Raw genomic sequence first — 17,432 nt, 5'->3', positions numbered from 1 at the left:
CAGTTTCACAGGATTATTAATTAATTTGAATAAAACCCGATTTTTAAAATATATTATCCCATGATAAAAACCACTTTTTTTATATGGAATTAAGTGGCAAAGAAAGTATTAGTTAAAGCTTTTAATTAAAATAAATTTCATCTATGTTTAAGGCACCAATAAATGTTTGAATTTATCTATGATGAAAATAATTCTTTTTCTCACTAATTGTTAACGTAACTGCATATAATCTGAAAAAAGGAAAATTAGTCTATTCCTATAACATTACTGCTAAAATCAAATACAATAAAATTGTAATTATAATAAAAATATTGTTATCCATGTAGTAAATTAAGGTGGATGTATGGCGAAGAGAAGAGTGCGAGCTCTGCAAGTCTCAGTAATATGCGGGTTGATGGCGTTACAATTTCCTGCATTTTCAAACGAAGAAAATACGCAGCAAAGTGTTTCTGAAGTTCAAACGATAGCTTCAGTTACACCAACAGAAAGTTTAGCCAAAATAACACAGTCGCTTCCTACGGATGTGAAACCCATTTTTTCTACGCAATTAGCAAAACTATATGCTGAAAGGCAAATGCAGCTATTGTGGCAAGATGAAACAGCAATTAGCCAATTTCAACAGCAATTGGCAGAATTATCTCTTGCTGGCGTTCAGCCGCAATTCGGGGAATGGTTGGCGATATTGGAAAATAACCAATTAAATGAGTTGGGCCGTGACGCTATTTTGTCTGATGCCATGCTTGGCTATTTACAGTATTTATCTTCGATAGAAGCGAGTGGGCAGTATTGGTTATACACGAATCGGCCATATAAAATTATTGCGCCCACGACGGCTCAAATGAAACCATGGCTAGATGCAGTTGAGTCTAATAACCTAAGTAGTTGGGTAAAATCGCAGGCGCCAAATCATCCAATGTATGTGCCAATGCGCAAGGAAATGTTGAAATTATTGGCGATGCCTGAAGATAATTTGGAAATTGTGGGAACGAAAACATTAAAGCCAGGGCAGTCTAGCGATGATGTGGTTATGTTACGTCAAATCTTACAACGTGAAGGGTTACTTGAAGGTGGAAGTGTAACCGAAGAAATTGAACCTCCTGAGACAATGGCTCAAGTCGCAGAACAGGCGGTTGAACAAACAGTCGAATCATCAGAAACACCAGCGAGCGCTGTGTCGAAAGTCTATGACCAAGAACTCGTCGAGGCTGTAAAAAAATTCCAATTACAATATGGTTTAGAAGCAGATGGTGTGGTTGGAAAAGGTACGCGTGTTTGGCTAAATATGCAGCCTAAGCAGAAAGCGGGTTTAATGGCACTTAATATTCAGCGCTTGCGTATTATTCCTGCAAGTAGTGGTACCGGAATTTTAGTCAATATTCCTGGCTATTCTTTAGATTTCTATTTAAATGATGAAGTGATTTTAGATTCAAAAGTGATTGTTGGTCGTGCTGATCGCAAAACACCGATCATGAGTAGTGCACTAAATAACGTGGTTATTAATCCGCCTTGGAGCGTGCCAACCAGTATGGCTCGTAAAGATATCGCACCAAAAGGAAAGCAAGATCCAAGTTATTTTAGCCGTAAAGGGTATACAGTGTATTCAGGTTGGGGCTCCGATTCGTACGAAATTGATCCTTATGCGATAGATTGGGAAAATATCACCCCAGCGAATTTCCCATATCGCATTCGACAAGCCCCTGGCCCTACCAATTCATTAGGGCGCTACAAGTTTAATATGCCGAGTTCAGATGCGATTTATTTACACGATACACCAAACCATAGTTTATTTAATCGTAATGCACGTGCAATAAGCTCTGGATGTGTGCGAGTGAATAAAGCAAGCGAATTAGCCAGTATTTTGTTAGGTGATGCTGGTTGGGAACAAAAACGAATTGATGGTGCATTGAAAGAAGGCGCAACACGGTATGTGAATATACCCGATAGGATCCCAGTTTTTCTGTACTATCAAACTGCTTGGGTAGATAAAGACCAGCAACCACAATATCGAGCCGATATTTATCAGTATGATAATTCTATTAATAATGCAGATAAATATTTGCCAATTTTGAAAAAGATTTTACACTAATTGTTTATTTAAAAGGGGAGTTTTTCTCCCCTTAGATATTTAAATTAACTGTCTGAATATTCTTTGCTGTACATTTCCATTCAGCAAAATTCCACTAAAATCCGTTTTTATCCTGTTTATTCTATTGTTTTATGGCTATTCAGCCATTACCATTTTATTCACCTTTGAAAAAGGCAGCATAATTTGTGTTTTAAATTGCATGTTTCGAGCGGTTTGAGTGACAAAACTCTCTTTTTGACGAAAATTGCAATAAAATTTCTGTGAAGTATGCATATCTTTACATTATTATACATTAAAGCTAGGCATGATTTGCTAGACTCAATAGATTGCCAAAATTTTATCGATTAATACTGAATTTATTAGAGTCTGAGCTATCACCTATGGATATAATTGATCAATCCCGCAGAAAATGGTTAGGTATTGGGGCCGCAACGATTGGCCTTAGTTTATTACCAAGCCATGTATTTGCTGCAATGACGACCCCTCGACCACGTATTTTACGTTTTCAAAATATTAATACAGGCGAATCGTTAAAAACTGAATTTTTTGATGGGCGCCGCTACAATAAGTCTGAACTAGCACGTTTAAATCATTTTTTCCGTGACTATCGTTGTGACAAAGTGAAAACCATCGACCCCAAACTGTTTGATCAAATCTATTTATTACAAATGATGATGGGAACAAATAAACCTGTGCAGCTTATTTCTGGTTATCGTTCTCTAGAGACTAATAATAAATTACGCAGTAAAAGCTCTGGTGTGGCGAAAAAAAGCTACCACACACGCGGGCAGGCAATGGATTTCCATATTGAAGGTTTACAGTTGAGCAATATCCGTAAAGCCGCATTGAAAATGAAAGCGGGTGGCGTTGGTTATTATCCTCGAAGCAATTTTATACATATCGATACAGGACCAGCAAGAACGTGGTAATCTGTGCATAGGTGACATAGATTACGGAGTAATTGCTCGATGAAATATACTATTATCCCAGTAACACCGTTTATGCAAAACTGCCAAGTTATTTGGGATGAAAATACGTTAGATGCAGTTGTTGTTGATCCCGGAGGAGAAGCGGAAAAATTAATTTCTACTATTGAAAACCTTGGGTTGAAGTTAACTAAAATTCTGTTAACTCATGGCCATTCTGATCATATCGGTGCATCAGCTATCCTCTCTAAGCACTTTTCAGTGCCTATTTATGGCCCACAAAAAGAAGACGCTTTTTGGATTGAAAACCTCGCAGAGCAAAATGCGATGTTTTACATTGGCGAATGCCCTGATTTTACGCCAGATTACTGGTTAGAAGAAGGGGATAAAGTAACTTGTGGCAATATCACATTTGATGTGTTGCATTGTCCCGGTCATACCCCTGGTCATATTATTTTTGTGAATCACGCTGATAAATTAATTTCAATGGGTGATGTATTGTTTAAAGGGGGAGTCGGGCGAAGTGATTTTCCTCGCGGTAACCACCAAGACTTAATCTCCTCTATTAAAAATAAAGTATTACCTCTTGGTGATGATTTTCAATTTATACCAGGTCACGGGCCGATGTCTAATCTCGGTTTTGAACGAAAAACAAACCCTTTCTTGCAAGATGAACAACCAGTTTGGTAATTAAAAACTATTTATATTATCCATTGATGCCTCATTATTGAGGCATTTTTATTTTTATGAGTGTAGTTAAATTTACTCCTAATTTTATATTACTTATGGAATGAAAGTATTGGTTTTGCTATTTTTCTATTTTAAATAATAATTATGGATAATTACTAGATGAAAGAAAATGACCAAACTATTAATTTCATGCAATATAATTTATATAATTATATTAATGCTCCTAAAAACAAAACATTTTTTATCAATATGATGACTGAGTATGGTATCAATCATAGTCAATCACCAGGTTATTGTTATGGGTTGACAAATGAGTTTTTAATCTATGAAATAAACAATAAAGGTGCTGATTACATTCAGCAATTGAATTATTTATATGATATTATTAATTTTGATAGCGAGGGTTTATCTGCAATAGATAAAGTAAAGTATGATGCTTTGAAAATGCACGCCCAAGTTTTATTGAATGACTATATTTATGGTTTTATTAAAATTCAGGGAATTCATAATAACTCATTAAGGAATAAAACTTATTTTGATAGCCTAGCCTATGATGAAATTAATAATAGAGTTTTTCGTGATTATCTTAATGATATAATTGATAAAAATTTTAATAAAGCAGTAAATGAAAATAAAAAAGATAAAGTGTATTATCAGTATCTTTATGAATCTCAAAAAATAAAACTTAAAGAATATATCAATGCACTATATGTAGGAGAAGATTTCTTTAATACAAAGGAAGGAGAGATTATTAGTTCTGACCCTATATTTTTAAAATTAAAAGATAGATTTATTCGGGGTGGGGAGGTATTAGGAAATAAATACTCCGTCTCTGATGCAAATTTTTTTATTGATTCGATATCTGAAAGTGTTAATAGAGATAATTATTTAAAGTTAGAATTAATAAATAAAAAACGAGGTGTTCAAGGAAATAATATACATCAGAATTATTCATTCAATACATTAAAGGGAACGACAGTCAAGAGGTTTAAGGACGTCGTTATTGGCCATACAGCTAAAAATAAAACACCACTCTATTATCAATTGATTTTAGGTAACCACGTAGTTGTTGTTAGCGCAAAGTATAACAATAAAAATAAATCATGGGAATATAAATTCTTTGACCCTAATTATGGTGTTGCGATGATTAACAAACAGGTTGATTTTTTTTCTTATTTAGATAGTCATATTAAGAAAATTGCTAAAGAAAGCAAAATACCTATTTTTGAGAATGATTATAATATAGCTGTTAGTGAGTTTGTAAAAAATGGAAATAGTGGGATTGATTTTAAAAAAATAAATAATACCAGTTTAAAAATAACTGAAAATGTACTTTTAGCTGAGAGGGGAATCACTTATCAGAAGAAGGGGAGTAAGTGTAAAATAATATATAAAGAATTTAATCCGGAAAATTGTTTATTAAAAATTAAGGTTGTCACAGGGAGCACAGAGTTTATAGCATATACGGATATTTTAGATGGACAAGACCTTTATACACGGATAATTAATAATCCTGAAACTATAGCAAAAATTAAAAAAGATGTTTTTATCTCTCAAGATGGATATAAAATATATTCGATAAATAAAAATTTCGACATCAAGACCTTTGAAAATATCAATAAAAGCCATAATAACCAAAACATTGCAAGGGATTATATTCGTACCAACTTGCATTTAAAACCGTTATCCAGTAATGAACCTAAGGCTATTACAGGGATCCCAGAAAATCATCAACGAGCCATTACGCAAGTTGCTAATGACTATAATGTTATTATAGGTATGCGACCTATTGATTATAAATCGACAAGTTTAATCGCTTCTGGCTTATATGGCAGTAAAGGGCTCATGATTAAAGGTAAAAGTTCAGATTGGGGGCCTCATAGTGGCTTTATTCCTATTTTGCAGCAGTTTGCTAAAAAATCAGGCCGGGATGAGCAAGAAAAATATAATGGTTATATAACGCAGTCTATTGAGCAAGGGCATGCAAAGCCGGTAATACTTGAAGTAACTCATGAGCGTATGAATGAGCTACTTAAATATGGGGCTGTGACTTCATTGGAGGATATAGGCAGGGGGGACCATATAAGAAGAACAACTGCCAAAGTGGATAATGTACCACATAGTTTTATTCTGAATAATATAACACGAGGAGAAACTAAGTTATGGCAAGTCTTTTATCAGTCTGGTCATAAAACAGCTCCTTTCCTGGTAGTCGGTGACCCTAAAACAGGGAAAGCTATGACAGCAGATTATGATCTCTTTAGTGTTATCTATCCAGTTTCTGAGCTAGAGCATTACGTTAAAGTGTCAGAAATGCCTTCATGGCAAGAGTGGAAAGCGAGTGTTAACTATGATGAACTCACAAATGAACAGAAAAAGCTTTATCACAATGAAGCTGAATATAATAAAAGAGAGGGGAAAGATAATGGTATTACGAATGCAAAAATCAAGGAGATTAATCAAGAGTTAAATAAAAAATTAGAGCGCCCCATTGGATTAGAGTTAGTACATCATGGGGCTGATGATGCCAATCCTGGAAGTGTGATGAAAGATAACTTTCCGATTACTTTTTTCTTACCGGATAAATTAAAAGGAAAAAATAAATTATCAGGAACACGTCAGTCGATAGGTACATATTTCCAAATGAATTCATCGGGTGCGGTTATTATTAATGATGTTGAAAGCCTTTCAAATTTTCAACAGTTATTAATCAATGAGGGATATCGTGCTCCTCTTAATGCTAACTGGCGTGAAGGGGAATATGCTGAATACTTTAATCCAAAAAGAAAAATATCGGATAGCTATATTAATGCAAGTAGAGAGATACAGCGTAAGAAAAGTATTCCTATCGCTGTGCGAAATTTTATTGAAGGTAAAGAAACTCAAAGTGGATACATTGATAATATTGAAAATAATTTCGGTAAACCGTTTGCCAAATTAGAGTGGCAGCCACACCACCAGCTAACTGTATTACTAGAAAAAATAGCGTTAAAAGAAATTTCTATTCAAGATATCAATAAGACAGATCACGCTTATTTATTGACGTATTTTTCAGATGGAAATGGAAATATAGATATTAAAAAATTAAAAATTGCAGTATCAGACCCGTTAGTTAACCGAAAACTAAATGAATATCTAAGTCAAAACGCTGAAACGAATATATTATCACTAGAGTTGCTCTTAGAACCCTCAATATCAAGTAGTTATCAACAACAAGCGAGTGATATTCAGGCATTATTGATCGCGATAAAAAATGATTTATCAATATTAAATCACTTAAGTGAGCGTTCGCAGAATATATTAATGAAACTATTTCCTGCTGGGGATAGAATAGATAAAGGTAAAATTTTAGAGTTAGTGACTGATAATCATAAACTGATTTCATTTAACAATAGGTTAAATGAGTTTAGTGAACTATCTTCAGCTAATTTTATTGGGGAAAATGCACCATTCAAAAAATATTCTTTTACAGAAGCGTTTTATTTTTATGAACAGAGCCAAGCACAGCGATTGGCACAATTTAACCAACAATTAATGTATGGTAATAAGGTTGAGTTACTGAACCATGGGGTTATTCGTTCTGGCTCTCAAAACCGAGATATGGATCAAACGTTGGGGGGGACATACGCGATTGAATTTTATTTAGCAGACGGTCATTTAGCACGAGACTTTATTGAACGTAAATCGCAAATAGAGCAAGCTATAGTGAAAAATACATCGACATCAGCAGAAAGATCACTGTTGAAAAAGATGGAACAGTATAGCCAATATATTAATATTGAAGTTCACAAAAATGGAATATCAATAGCGGATCAACCGATAGGAAATCTGTTTTCAGCAGTTACAGATACGAATAACGTAATAATATTCTTAAAGGGGAAATCGGTAACTTACACCGTCACTCATGTGCAACGTAATGGAGGTTATGAAATCAGCTTATTTGATCCTCAAGGGATTCAGTTAAGTGTAAAAAACAGATCTTCTCAGCAAGCTCAGCAGCAATTCCAACGGAAAATTAAGCATTATTTTAGTGAAAACCTCCAACTTTCTAATGGCGAATTTAGAGCAGACTTCCAGTTTATTGACTTGGATTCGACAGGTTTTAAAACCGTATTGTCTTCTATGCGTAACCAACGACAAACAATTATTGACCAAGCTGAATTTACACTACCAAAAAACCGCTGGGTCACGCTCAATGGTGAAAAAATTGCTTTTGCCAAATTACAACAACTTGGTGCAACTATTAAAGGAAAACCGATTTCTCTAGGCGACCTAAAATCCATTGATTTACATAATAAAATCCGTTTTTCTCCTGATAAACTAGCGATGTATTTCACACTGATGGAAGGTGGAAAAGAAGATCTCGCTTTCATTAAAGTGTTCCATGAGCAATTAAAATCAGCAGATATCCATCAGCTAGTCGAGCGCCAAGTTAATTTTGCTGAATCGGGGGTATTGAAAAGACAGTTTAAATATTTAGCGAATAATGTTGATGCTCAACAGGAGACTATAGCGCCTTCCACTTTAGCTAAGGTTCGTCAAGCAGGTCATAAGCTTCCTCAATTTCAGCGCATAGCCAATCGTGCTGGTCAACTAATGGGCGCAACCGGTGCTATCCAAAGCCTGATCAGCGCGTATGCAATTTTGGACAAATTAGATAACCCAGATCTTAGTGACGAAGAAATTAAAGAGCTAGAAAAACAGTTTTATTTACTTGCTGCGTCTGCTCTATTTAATTATGGCGATATGATAGTGCAACCAATGCTATTAAATATCGCATCAGGTAAGGGTGCGACTTCGTTAGTCCGCGCGAGGATCGCCACGGGGACGGTGGTGATTTTCAATTTGGTGGGGATGGGAATTGATATCTATCAAGCTTACGACAGCTTATCTAAACTGGACAGTGTAACAGACCCTAAACAGCGCCAAGACCTTATTGTGAATGCTTCTTTCTCTATTGCGAGTGCGGTGATCAATGGGGTCACCGTTATTGGTATCTTAGTGGGGTCTTCTACAATTCCAGTCGCTGGGCTAGTTATTGGTGGGATCTTACTGGTAGGAGGCTGGATTTATAGCGGCGTTCGTGCGGTTGAAAACATCAAACAAGTTATTGATATTGATTGGGATCGTGAATTAGAAGAAGGGATCCGCGGTGCTTTAGGCTTAGACCCAACCTTACGTAGCCAGCAAGAGATGAATATACAGCATTATATTAATGCGTTCAAAGAGCAAGATTGGCATATGGATCTAGCTTTATTTGAAAATAATATTCTACAGGCAGGATTTGCTCATCACCTCAGTATTATTGAAAAGCCGACTTATGAAAATGAGCCGAAATATTATTTAGTTGATAATTATGGTAATTATTTCTACGGTAAGCTGGGAAATCTATATATGGGGGCAGGGGATACTTCTGTGCGGTTTGTACGTAAAGGGGCTCCCACATTTACGGCTGATGAGATTGATTTTATTTTAAAAAATAAAATTGTCGGAACCACCGCGTGGTTTAAAAATTTAAAGGTTTTATATGAAAAAATGGGCTGGTCTATTCGCCATAATTTTCGCTTTCAATCAAAAGAGAAAGCGGTATTTGACCTTAAAAATATCGGAAGTATCGCCACTCACGAGCGTTACTCTTTAAATTCTGCTTATAAGAGCCCGTTATTTGAGGCATTTAAAGCACGACATCAAATTTTAGATAATGAATTATCATTACCCCTGCAATATCAGTTAATAAATTCTAACCCGGAACAAATTAGTTTTTATTCGAAAAAAACGGAGTTTGGCGTCTTAGGGCAACATATGCTCAGAGAAAACGAACGTGCTTTTAGTGAGCATATAGTGAATAACAGCCAGCGGACAGCGTTATATATTGAAAATACTAATAGCGAAGGAACCAGCTGGAATACAGCGAATGGTAATGATGTTGTCATTGGTAAAAAAGTACAAAAAAATGCCTTTCAGGTGTTATCAGGTGAGAAATACTTTGCGGGAGGAGATGAGAGCGATCTATTTTTTATCCGAGATAGCTGTTTAGCCTCGTTAACATCGCGAGAAGATAACAAGCCGACTAAGTACCTTGACGGTCAAGGAGGGCAGGATATCGTCATTATTGATAACCTACCCGATGGCTACCGAGTGTCTGTAGACTTAAACGAAAATAGGCTGCATTACCAAAGAGGAGGGGATCATCCTTTTATTCCCGTTGCGCATTTGCAAAATATGGAAAATGTGATGGTCAGGGGGAATAGCAATGATCATTTACAGGGGAATGACACTGCAAACATACTGGATGGTGGACTAGGTAAGGATATCTTAGAGGGTAAAGAAGGGGATGATAAACTCATTTTAACGCAAGGAATTGCAGCTGGTGGTGATGGAAATGACAACTATCACATTCGCCGCTATGAGTGGCTTGAACATGTTGATGACTTGTACCTTACAGAGCGTTATTTCGACAGGAAAGAGAAAGCAGTTAAAACGCGAAAGTCTCTTAACCCTAGCTATACAGAAGGTAGCCATCAGTTTCAGGCAAAGGTGGTTATTAAAGAATCTAATTATTTACAAAGCAGAGTCACTTTAGAATATTTTCTAGATGAAATAAAGCATGTTCAAATAGACGGCAACAACTTGGTTTTAACACTCAAACAGCCAAAAAGTAGTATAGATGGACATTTTTTTCAACATGTGGAAAGTGAAGTCACCATTGTCCTCGAAAATGTGCAAGACGCGGCTTTGAAGGCACCACATCATGGATATCAGCTACAAACTCTTGATGGTTGGGTGATGACAACAGTGAAAGATGAAAAACATCCTAACCAGTATTTCAGCTTAACTTATGTACAAGAAAGTGATCAACTCCCCTCTACAAACGGAAAATCCGTCAAAATAGATGAATCTGCGGGGGTTATAACGATAAACCAATCTCGTCATTATAAAAAGCCTACATGGGGATGGTTTATTCCAATAGGCTATGCTGAGCAGTTAACCTACCGTGGAAACAGCGAAAATAATGTATTACCCCTGATAAAATTAGGTAGCCATATTGAAGTTAGCCATGGAATAGATACCTATCAAATTGTGCAAGGCAAAGAAGAGTATGGTGAGGTTGAGTTTGATTTCTCTAAAGTAAATGACAGTTTTACAGATAAAGACAGCCTGTGCCTATTGTTACCTACAGAGAATGGTTATTCACTCTATAAGGATGATGGGCAGCTATACAGCGTAGATAAATTTGGGCAAAAAAAATTGGCTATTAAATTTAGCAACGTAGGTAATAAGATCTCTAATGCTGTTTTAATCCAAGATAAGCATAGCAACTTATTTAAAGTCAATTTACAGGCAAACCGCTTATCACCAGTAAACCCAGTTAAAGAAAGCAGCACGAGCGACGATGAAATTATATTACCGATAGGGTATCTATCTGAAAAGCATGTCATTGATGGGCAAAGTGGTGACGACACTATTATTAATAAAGGATTAGAAAGTTATGTCCTGTTGGGGGGAGATGGCGATGATAATCTTAAAGCTAGTGCTGGAAATAATATTTTATATGGTGGTGCGGGGGATAACTCTATTAGTGGTGGGTCTGGGGATGATTTGCTGCTATCAAGTCAGGGAAACGATGAACTATTGGGAGGCGTAGGGGATGACCACTATATCATCGATGGTAACCAGCCGAGTAAGGTATATATTAAAGACCAGATTGGGAATAACCATATTCATTTAATCAATTTTAAACATCAGCCAACTGAAAAGAGTGATACAGAATACCAGTTTTATGAATCATCAGCTGGCAAGCTTGTCAAAATTAAGGTTTCTATCGATGATGGTGAGGGTAAATTCAATATTCACCACTATGAGCGGCTGGATGAAAAATTTAACTGCTCCACGAGCCACGGGATGACCCCGCTCGTTAATTATCTCTCTGAAAAACTCCATAAAGCCAAACAGTCAGGGGAGTTTACCACTTGGAAACCCATTGATGAGCTTACAAGCACATTAAATGGCGTGGTAGCCAATGACGGAGCGAGACCTTTAAACCTAACATTGAAAGATGATGGGATTGTATTACAACAGGATTGCACGAGAAATAATTGGCTTATTGATACCTTAGCCGGCAATGATAATGTTATGGATATGTCTCAACAAGGGCGTATTATTAAGGGGGGTAGTGGTAACGATAAGCTGATTACCCTAGGCGGTGAAAATGTACTGTATGGCGGGCAAGGTAATGATGTACTACTGGCACAAGGGATGCATCAAGACGTGCTAATCTCTTTAAATGGAGAAGATCAATTAACGGGAACTCAAGGTGATGACCTCTATATTATCAGCGGTCATGGAAAAGGTGATGTGAAGATCACGGATGTTGAGGGACGCAATCAAGTGGTTCTAATTGATTTTAATACTGAAGAAGTTAGTTATAAACAATTGTCTGCTAAGGTTGCAGAAACAACATATCGCTCAAAGAGTGGAAGGCAAGTGACGCTATCTCATAACAACCATGTTGGGTCAATGCATAGTGTCATGCAGGTGCGTCATTTCAATAATTACAAGGAATTATCGAAACAACATATAGAGCAAACCATTGATCGCTTGGTTCAGTTACTCGTTGAAGAGCGCATTGATTATGAGCGAAATCTCGACCTTAGTATCACGAATGATAATTACCAGAAGAATTGGGGAGCGGTACAAATAACGGAGCGCTTCCTTAGCCATCTTAAATAGTTTTTTATAAAAAATGCCAGTCAGTAACGTAACTGACTGGCATGATATTAAAAACGCTGTTTTATCGTTTTCAATGCTTAATTTTTAATGCATCCGAATAATTACAGCACTTTCACGATAGCGTCACATAAAGGAACCATGTTTTCCAGTGTTAAGCCTGCCACGTTAATACGGCCAGAGCTTACCGCATAGATACCAAATTCGCTACGTAGACGCTCTACCTGCTCTTTTGTTAGGCCACTGAAGGAGAACATACCATTTTGGTTGATAATGAAGCTAAAGTCTTGTTTAGCGCCTTTTTCTTCCAATGTTTTCACTAACAATTGGCGCATGCGTTTAATACGTTCACGCATTGCGGTTAACTCTTGGATCCACTCAGCTTTTAACACGTCATCAGAAAGGATGGTTGTTACCACTGCGGCGCCGTGTGCTGGTGGGTTTGAGTAGTTTGCACGAATAACGGCTTTCGCTTGGCTGAATGCGCGCTCTGCGTTGTCACTGTCTTTAGCGATGATGGTACAAGCGCCGACACGCTCATTGTATAAACCGAAGTTTTTAGAGAATGAGCTCGCCACAATCATTTCAGGGTTGTTTTTAGTGAAAATGCGCAGGCCTTCGGCATCTTCATCTAAGCCTTTTGCAAAACCTTGGTAAGCAAAGTCAAAAACCGGTAATAAGCCTTTTTCTGCACATAATGCGGCGAGTTTTGTCCATTGCTCAGCGGTTGGATCAATACCCGTTGGGTTATGGCAGCAGCCGTGTAAAACAATCACATCCCCCGCTACCGCAGATGATAAGCTGTTAAGCATGCCGTCAAAATCCATACCGTGGTTGGCTGCGTCATAGTAGTTGTAAGTTAAAACTTCTAAGCCAGCTGCCTCAAAGATGTTTTTGTGATTAGGCCAAGTTGGGTTGCTGATCCAAACACGTTTTGCATTGGTTTGCTTGGCAATAAAGTCAGCGGCGATACGCAGTGCGCCTGTACCACCAGGAGCTTGCGCTGTACGTGCACGTTTTGAGGTGACAATTTCATGTTGTGCACCGAATAACAGTTCTTGTGTTACACGGCCAAATTCTGGCATTCCGCTAATCGCAAGATAGTTTTTGGTGTTTTCGTTATCCAGCAGGTATTTTTCTGCTTTTTTAACGGTATCAAGCACAGGGGTTTTCCCTGATTCGTCTTTATAGACGCCAATACCTAAGTTGATTTTATTATCGCGGGGATCAGCACGGAAACTATCAGCAAGACCTAAGATTGGGTCAGCAGGGGCAGAAGTAATTTTTTCAAACATGTTGTCGATTCCAAAGCTCTGTAGTGGTACCCACACAGTTCCTAAGGTATGAAGGCATAAGTGAGAATGCGGTTGGCTATCCTTGCTTGTAATCTGCCCAGACCATACGAAACTCGCGGGTGTAGCTGAAAACGGGTTTAGTCGAACGAGTCGAGTTCTCAGGGTAACGTGATAAAGGCTTTTTGCCAACCGTTTTACCAAAAATTGGCGAGATCTTGTGAACTAGGTAGGAATTGCATGTAATCTGACCATAAATATCTATAAAGATGGTGAATCAGTCTGTCTTATTGATAATTCTGGTGTTTTCGTGGAGGAGGAATTTATGCTAGAGATGAAAATGAGAAATAAAAAAGCAGCGCCGAAGCGCTGCTTACAAAAACATGTTACCGTTTTCTAACTTATCAGTTAACTGATAATTAGAATTGGTAAACTAAACCTAAACCAACAACGTTATCAGTCATCAGACCGTATTCTTTGCTGAAGTCGTTGTCTTTCAACAAGTTGATTTTGTAATCAACAACTGCAGACATGTTTTTGTTGAAGTAGTAGTAAGAACCTACAGAGATATATTTAACGATATCGCCATTCTTACCGTTTACATTTTTAGCTTTAGATTGGTTATAACCTAAAGATGGTTTTAAACCGAAATCGAACAGGTACTGAGCTACTAACTCAACGTTTTCAGTTTTGTTAGCGATAGTATCATTTTTACCGAAGTAAGTAGTGTTCAGCGCTTGGCCGTACATAGCTGCTAAGTAGACGTTATTAGCGTCGAATTTACCGCCCACGTTCCATACTTGAGCACGGTCACCAGTTGCACTATTAACTGTTGTGCTGCCATTAACTTTACCAGATTGTTGAGCAGGTGTACGTGAAGAGTTAGCATAGCTACCACCCAGTGTTACGCCCCAACCTAAGTCATAAGCTGCAGATAAACCGTAGCCGTCACCGTTATTTTCGTGAACTTTTTTACCGCCAGACTTGTTATTGTCGCCGTTTTTACCTTGGTATTGCAGAGCGAAGCTCAGGCCATCAACATAACCGAATGCGTTGTTGTTACGGTAAGTTAACAGGTTACGGTTACGGCTAGTCATGAAGGTATCTGACTGGGCCATGGTGTCGCCGCCCCATAAAGGCATAACGTCGGTCCATGCGTTCGTGTCATAGTTAACACCGTAGTTACGGCCATAATCAACTGAACCGAAATCAGCAAATTTTAAACCAGCATACGCTAAACGGTTTTTGTTTTCGTTGTTAGTTTCAGTTTTGTTAGTCTTAGTTTCCCACTCGAAACGACCAAAACCAGTCAGTTGATCAGTGATTTGTGTATCACCTTTCAGACCTAAACGAACACGTGAATCGTCGCCATCTTGGCCGCTGTCGCCTTTAGCAAAGTAGTGACGAACGTCAACTTTACCGTAAACGTCTAATTTGTTGCCGTCTTTGTTGTATACTTCAGCTGCGTTTGCTGCACCAGCAGCTAACAGAGCTGGGATAACCATTGCAAGAATATTGCGTTTCATCATTATTATTACCCTCATTGGTGTTATTCGGACACCTGCCACTGCCAAAAATAATTCGCAAAAAATAATTGGAACTATTTGTGAGAGATTAGTGTCGTCTATGTCGGCGACCAGTGTTCCATTGCTAAATAAAATTATCTACCCTCAAAGTGCTACAAAATCAAAGATTCTGAAACAAATGGTAACTAGATGTTTCAAAATGTAAAAAATAGAGTGATAAATAACCACTCATCGTACCAGTTTAAAAAATATTACAAAAATTAGGGAACTTTTTCAAAAGACAAATTGAGTTTTTTTTGAGCAGTTTAGCGAGTGTAAAGTGGTTATTTATCACTAGTAAAAAGAGAATAGCGAGATTAAAAAGCAGATTATTCTTAGCACCAGCAGATTGCTGGCTGTTTACGGAGAATAATAAGGTGATAACGTAAAAATTGTGATCTGGTTATCATATGGCTGCAATTCGATGTAACGAGATGAGATAGTTGTACAGCGAAAGTATATTAGGGCTGAAAAGTAACGGGCCAACATCAGCTGGCCCGTAAATTAGGGTGTTAATACAGAAAAGCCGTTATTAGAACGCTGCATTTCTTGGGGTACGTGGGAATGGAATTACTTCACGCACGTTACCGACACCAGTGACATAGGCCACTAAACGCTCAAAACCAAGGCCGAAACCTGAGTGAGGAACGGTGCCATAACGGCGCAGATCACGGTACCACCAGTAATCTTCTTTATTCATGCCCATTTCTTCAAGGCGGGCATCGAGCATATCAAGACGTTCTTCACGCTGTGATCCACCAATGATTTCGCCAATACCCGGTGCTAATACATCCATCGCAGCAACGGTTTTGCCATCTTCATTGAGGCGCATATAGAACGCTTTGATGTCTTTCGGGTAGTTTTTCACAACCACAGGGGCTTTAAAGTGTTGCTCAGCAAGGTAACGCTCATGCTCAGACGACATATCGACACCCCAATAAACTGGGTTTTCGAATTTTTGACCACAAGTTTCTAGGATTTTAATGGCATCCGTATAATCAACTTGTGCAAAGTCTGAGTTAACAAAGCTTTCTAAGCGGTTGATAACGTCTTTATCGACACGTTGTGCAAAGAATTCTAAGTCATCACGGCGTTCTTCAAGAGCGGCTTTGAAGGCGAATTTCAGCATTTTTTCTGCAAGGCCTGCGACATCGTCTAAAGAAGCAAAAGCAACTTCAGGTTCGACCATCCAGAATTCAGCTAAGTGACGGCTAGTATTTGAGTTTTCAGCACGGAAGGTTGGGCCGAAAGTGTAGACTTTGCTAATTGCTGTTGCGTAGGCTTCACCGTTCAGTTGGCCTGAAACAGTCAAGAAAGCTTCGCGGCCAAAGAAATCTTCGCTAAAGTCAACTTCACCTTTGTCATTACGTGGCAGGTTGTTGTAATCCAGCGTGGAAACACGGAACATTTCACCCGCGCCTTCGGTGTCTGACGCAGTGATCACTGGAGTTGAAACCCAGAAGTAGCCTTGTTCATCAAAGAAACGGTGGATAGCTTGCGCTAAAGTGTGGCGCACGCGCGCAACGGCACCAATTAAGTTAGTGCGCGGGCGCAAGTGGGCTGCTTCACGTAAGAACTCAACGCTGTGGCGTTTTGCTGCCATTGGGTAGGTGTCAGGGTCTTCAACCCAACCAACAACTTTAACAGCGGTAGCTTCAAGTTCAAATGATTGACCTTGGCCTGGGGATTCTTTTACGGTACCCGTAACTTCAACCGAACAACCCGTTGTGAGATGCAGGACTTCGTCATTATAATTAGGTAAATTATTATTAATGATAGCCTGTAACGGATTAAAGCAAGAACCGTCATAAACGGCGAGGAAAGAAAAACCAGCATTTGAATCTCTCCTTGTACGTACCCAGCCTTGAACGGTGACTTCTGTGCCTACCGCCACTCGGCCTTGCAGTACGTCGACTACAGGCGCTACTATCATATAATTCACTCTCTTCTATATAATGGTTAATCTTATGCATCTGCAACCCGTCATACTTCGAGCTGTAGGTGTGTTGGCTTCACAAACTGACCCTAGTCACATACTTATGTATGCTCCTAGGGCTCAATTTGCTAGCCGCCTTCCTACAACTCGAATTATTTAGGGTGTATTCCAACTTTCGTAATAGGAATATTCAACACCGAGTTCAAAGGC

Annotated in this window: 7 protein-coding genes; 4 read left to right on the top strand and 3 right to left on the bottom strand. The window is 38.2% G+C overall.

Annotation, left to right across the window (positions count from 1 at the left end):
* Positions 1-343 precede the first annotated feature (343 nt).
* The 4 genes from ldtD (at position 344) to ACU696_RS16635 (ending at position 12,432) form a co-directional block, all read left to right on the top strand.
* On the top strand, positions 344-2,086 hold the full coding sequence (ldtD, locus tag ACU696_RS16650; RefSeq protein ID WP_164528979.1) for a L,D-transpeptidase: 1,743 nt from the start codon (positions 344-346) through the stop codon (positions 2,084-2,086).
* Between the two features lie 380 nt (positions 2,087-2,466).
* Positions 2,467-3,015: a YcbK family protein gene (locus tag ACU696_RS16645; protein ID WP_004256173.1), complete on the top strand. Its 549-nt coding sequence runs from the start codon at positions 2,467-2,469 to the stop codon at positions 3,013-3,015.
* A gap of 39 nt (positions 3,016-3,054) precedes the next feature.
* Positions 3,055-3,702: an MBL fold metallo-hydrolase gene (locus ACU696_RS16640; protein WP_164528978.1), complete on the top strand. Its 648-nt coding sequence runs from the start codon at positions 3,055-3,057 to the stop codon at positions 3,700-3,702.
* A 159-nt stretch (positions 3,703-3,861) separates the two neighbouring features.
* Positions 3,862-12,432, top strand: coding sequence for an anthrax toxin-like adenylyl cyclase domain-containing protein (locus ACU696_RS16635; RefSeq protein WP_209101248.1), 8,571 nt, complete (start codon positions 3,862-3,864; stop codon positions 12,430-12,432).
* 101 nt (positions 12,433-12,533) lie between these two features.
* On the opposite strand, the gene ACU696_RS16630 is transcribed toward ACU696_RS16635, so the two are convergent.
* From ACU696_RS16630 to asnS, 3 genes are all read right to left on the bottom strand, one after another.
* Positions 12,534-13,724 (bottom strand): amino acid aminotransferase, encoded by a 1,191-nt coding sequence (locus tag ACU696_RS16630; protein ID WP_109911054.1) that lies wholly within the window; start codon positions 13,722-13,724, stop codon positions 12,534-12,536.
* Positions 13,725-14,140: 416 nt separating this feature from the next.
* Entirely contained in the window at positions 14,141-15,247 is a 1,107-nt protein-coding gene (locus ACU696_RS16625; protein ID WP_164565714.1) for a porin, read from the bottom strand.
* A 571-nt stretch (positions 15,248-15,818) separates the two neighbouring features.
* Entirely contained in the window at positions 15,819-17,219 is a 1,401-nt protein-coding gene (asnS, locus tag ACU696_RS16620) for an asparagine--tRNA ligase (protein WP_004909613.1), read from the bottom strand.
* Positions 17,220-17,432: the final 213 nt, after the last annotated feature.

The sequence above is a fragment of the Providencia sp. PROV_01 genome (genome assembly GCF_053098325.1).
Note: the sequence above shows the minus strand (reverse complement) of the source record. Positions and strands in the feature narration are given on the sequence as shown.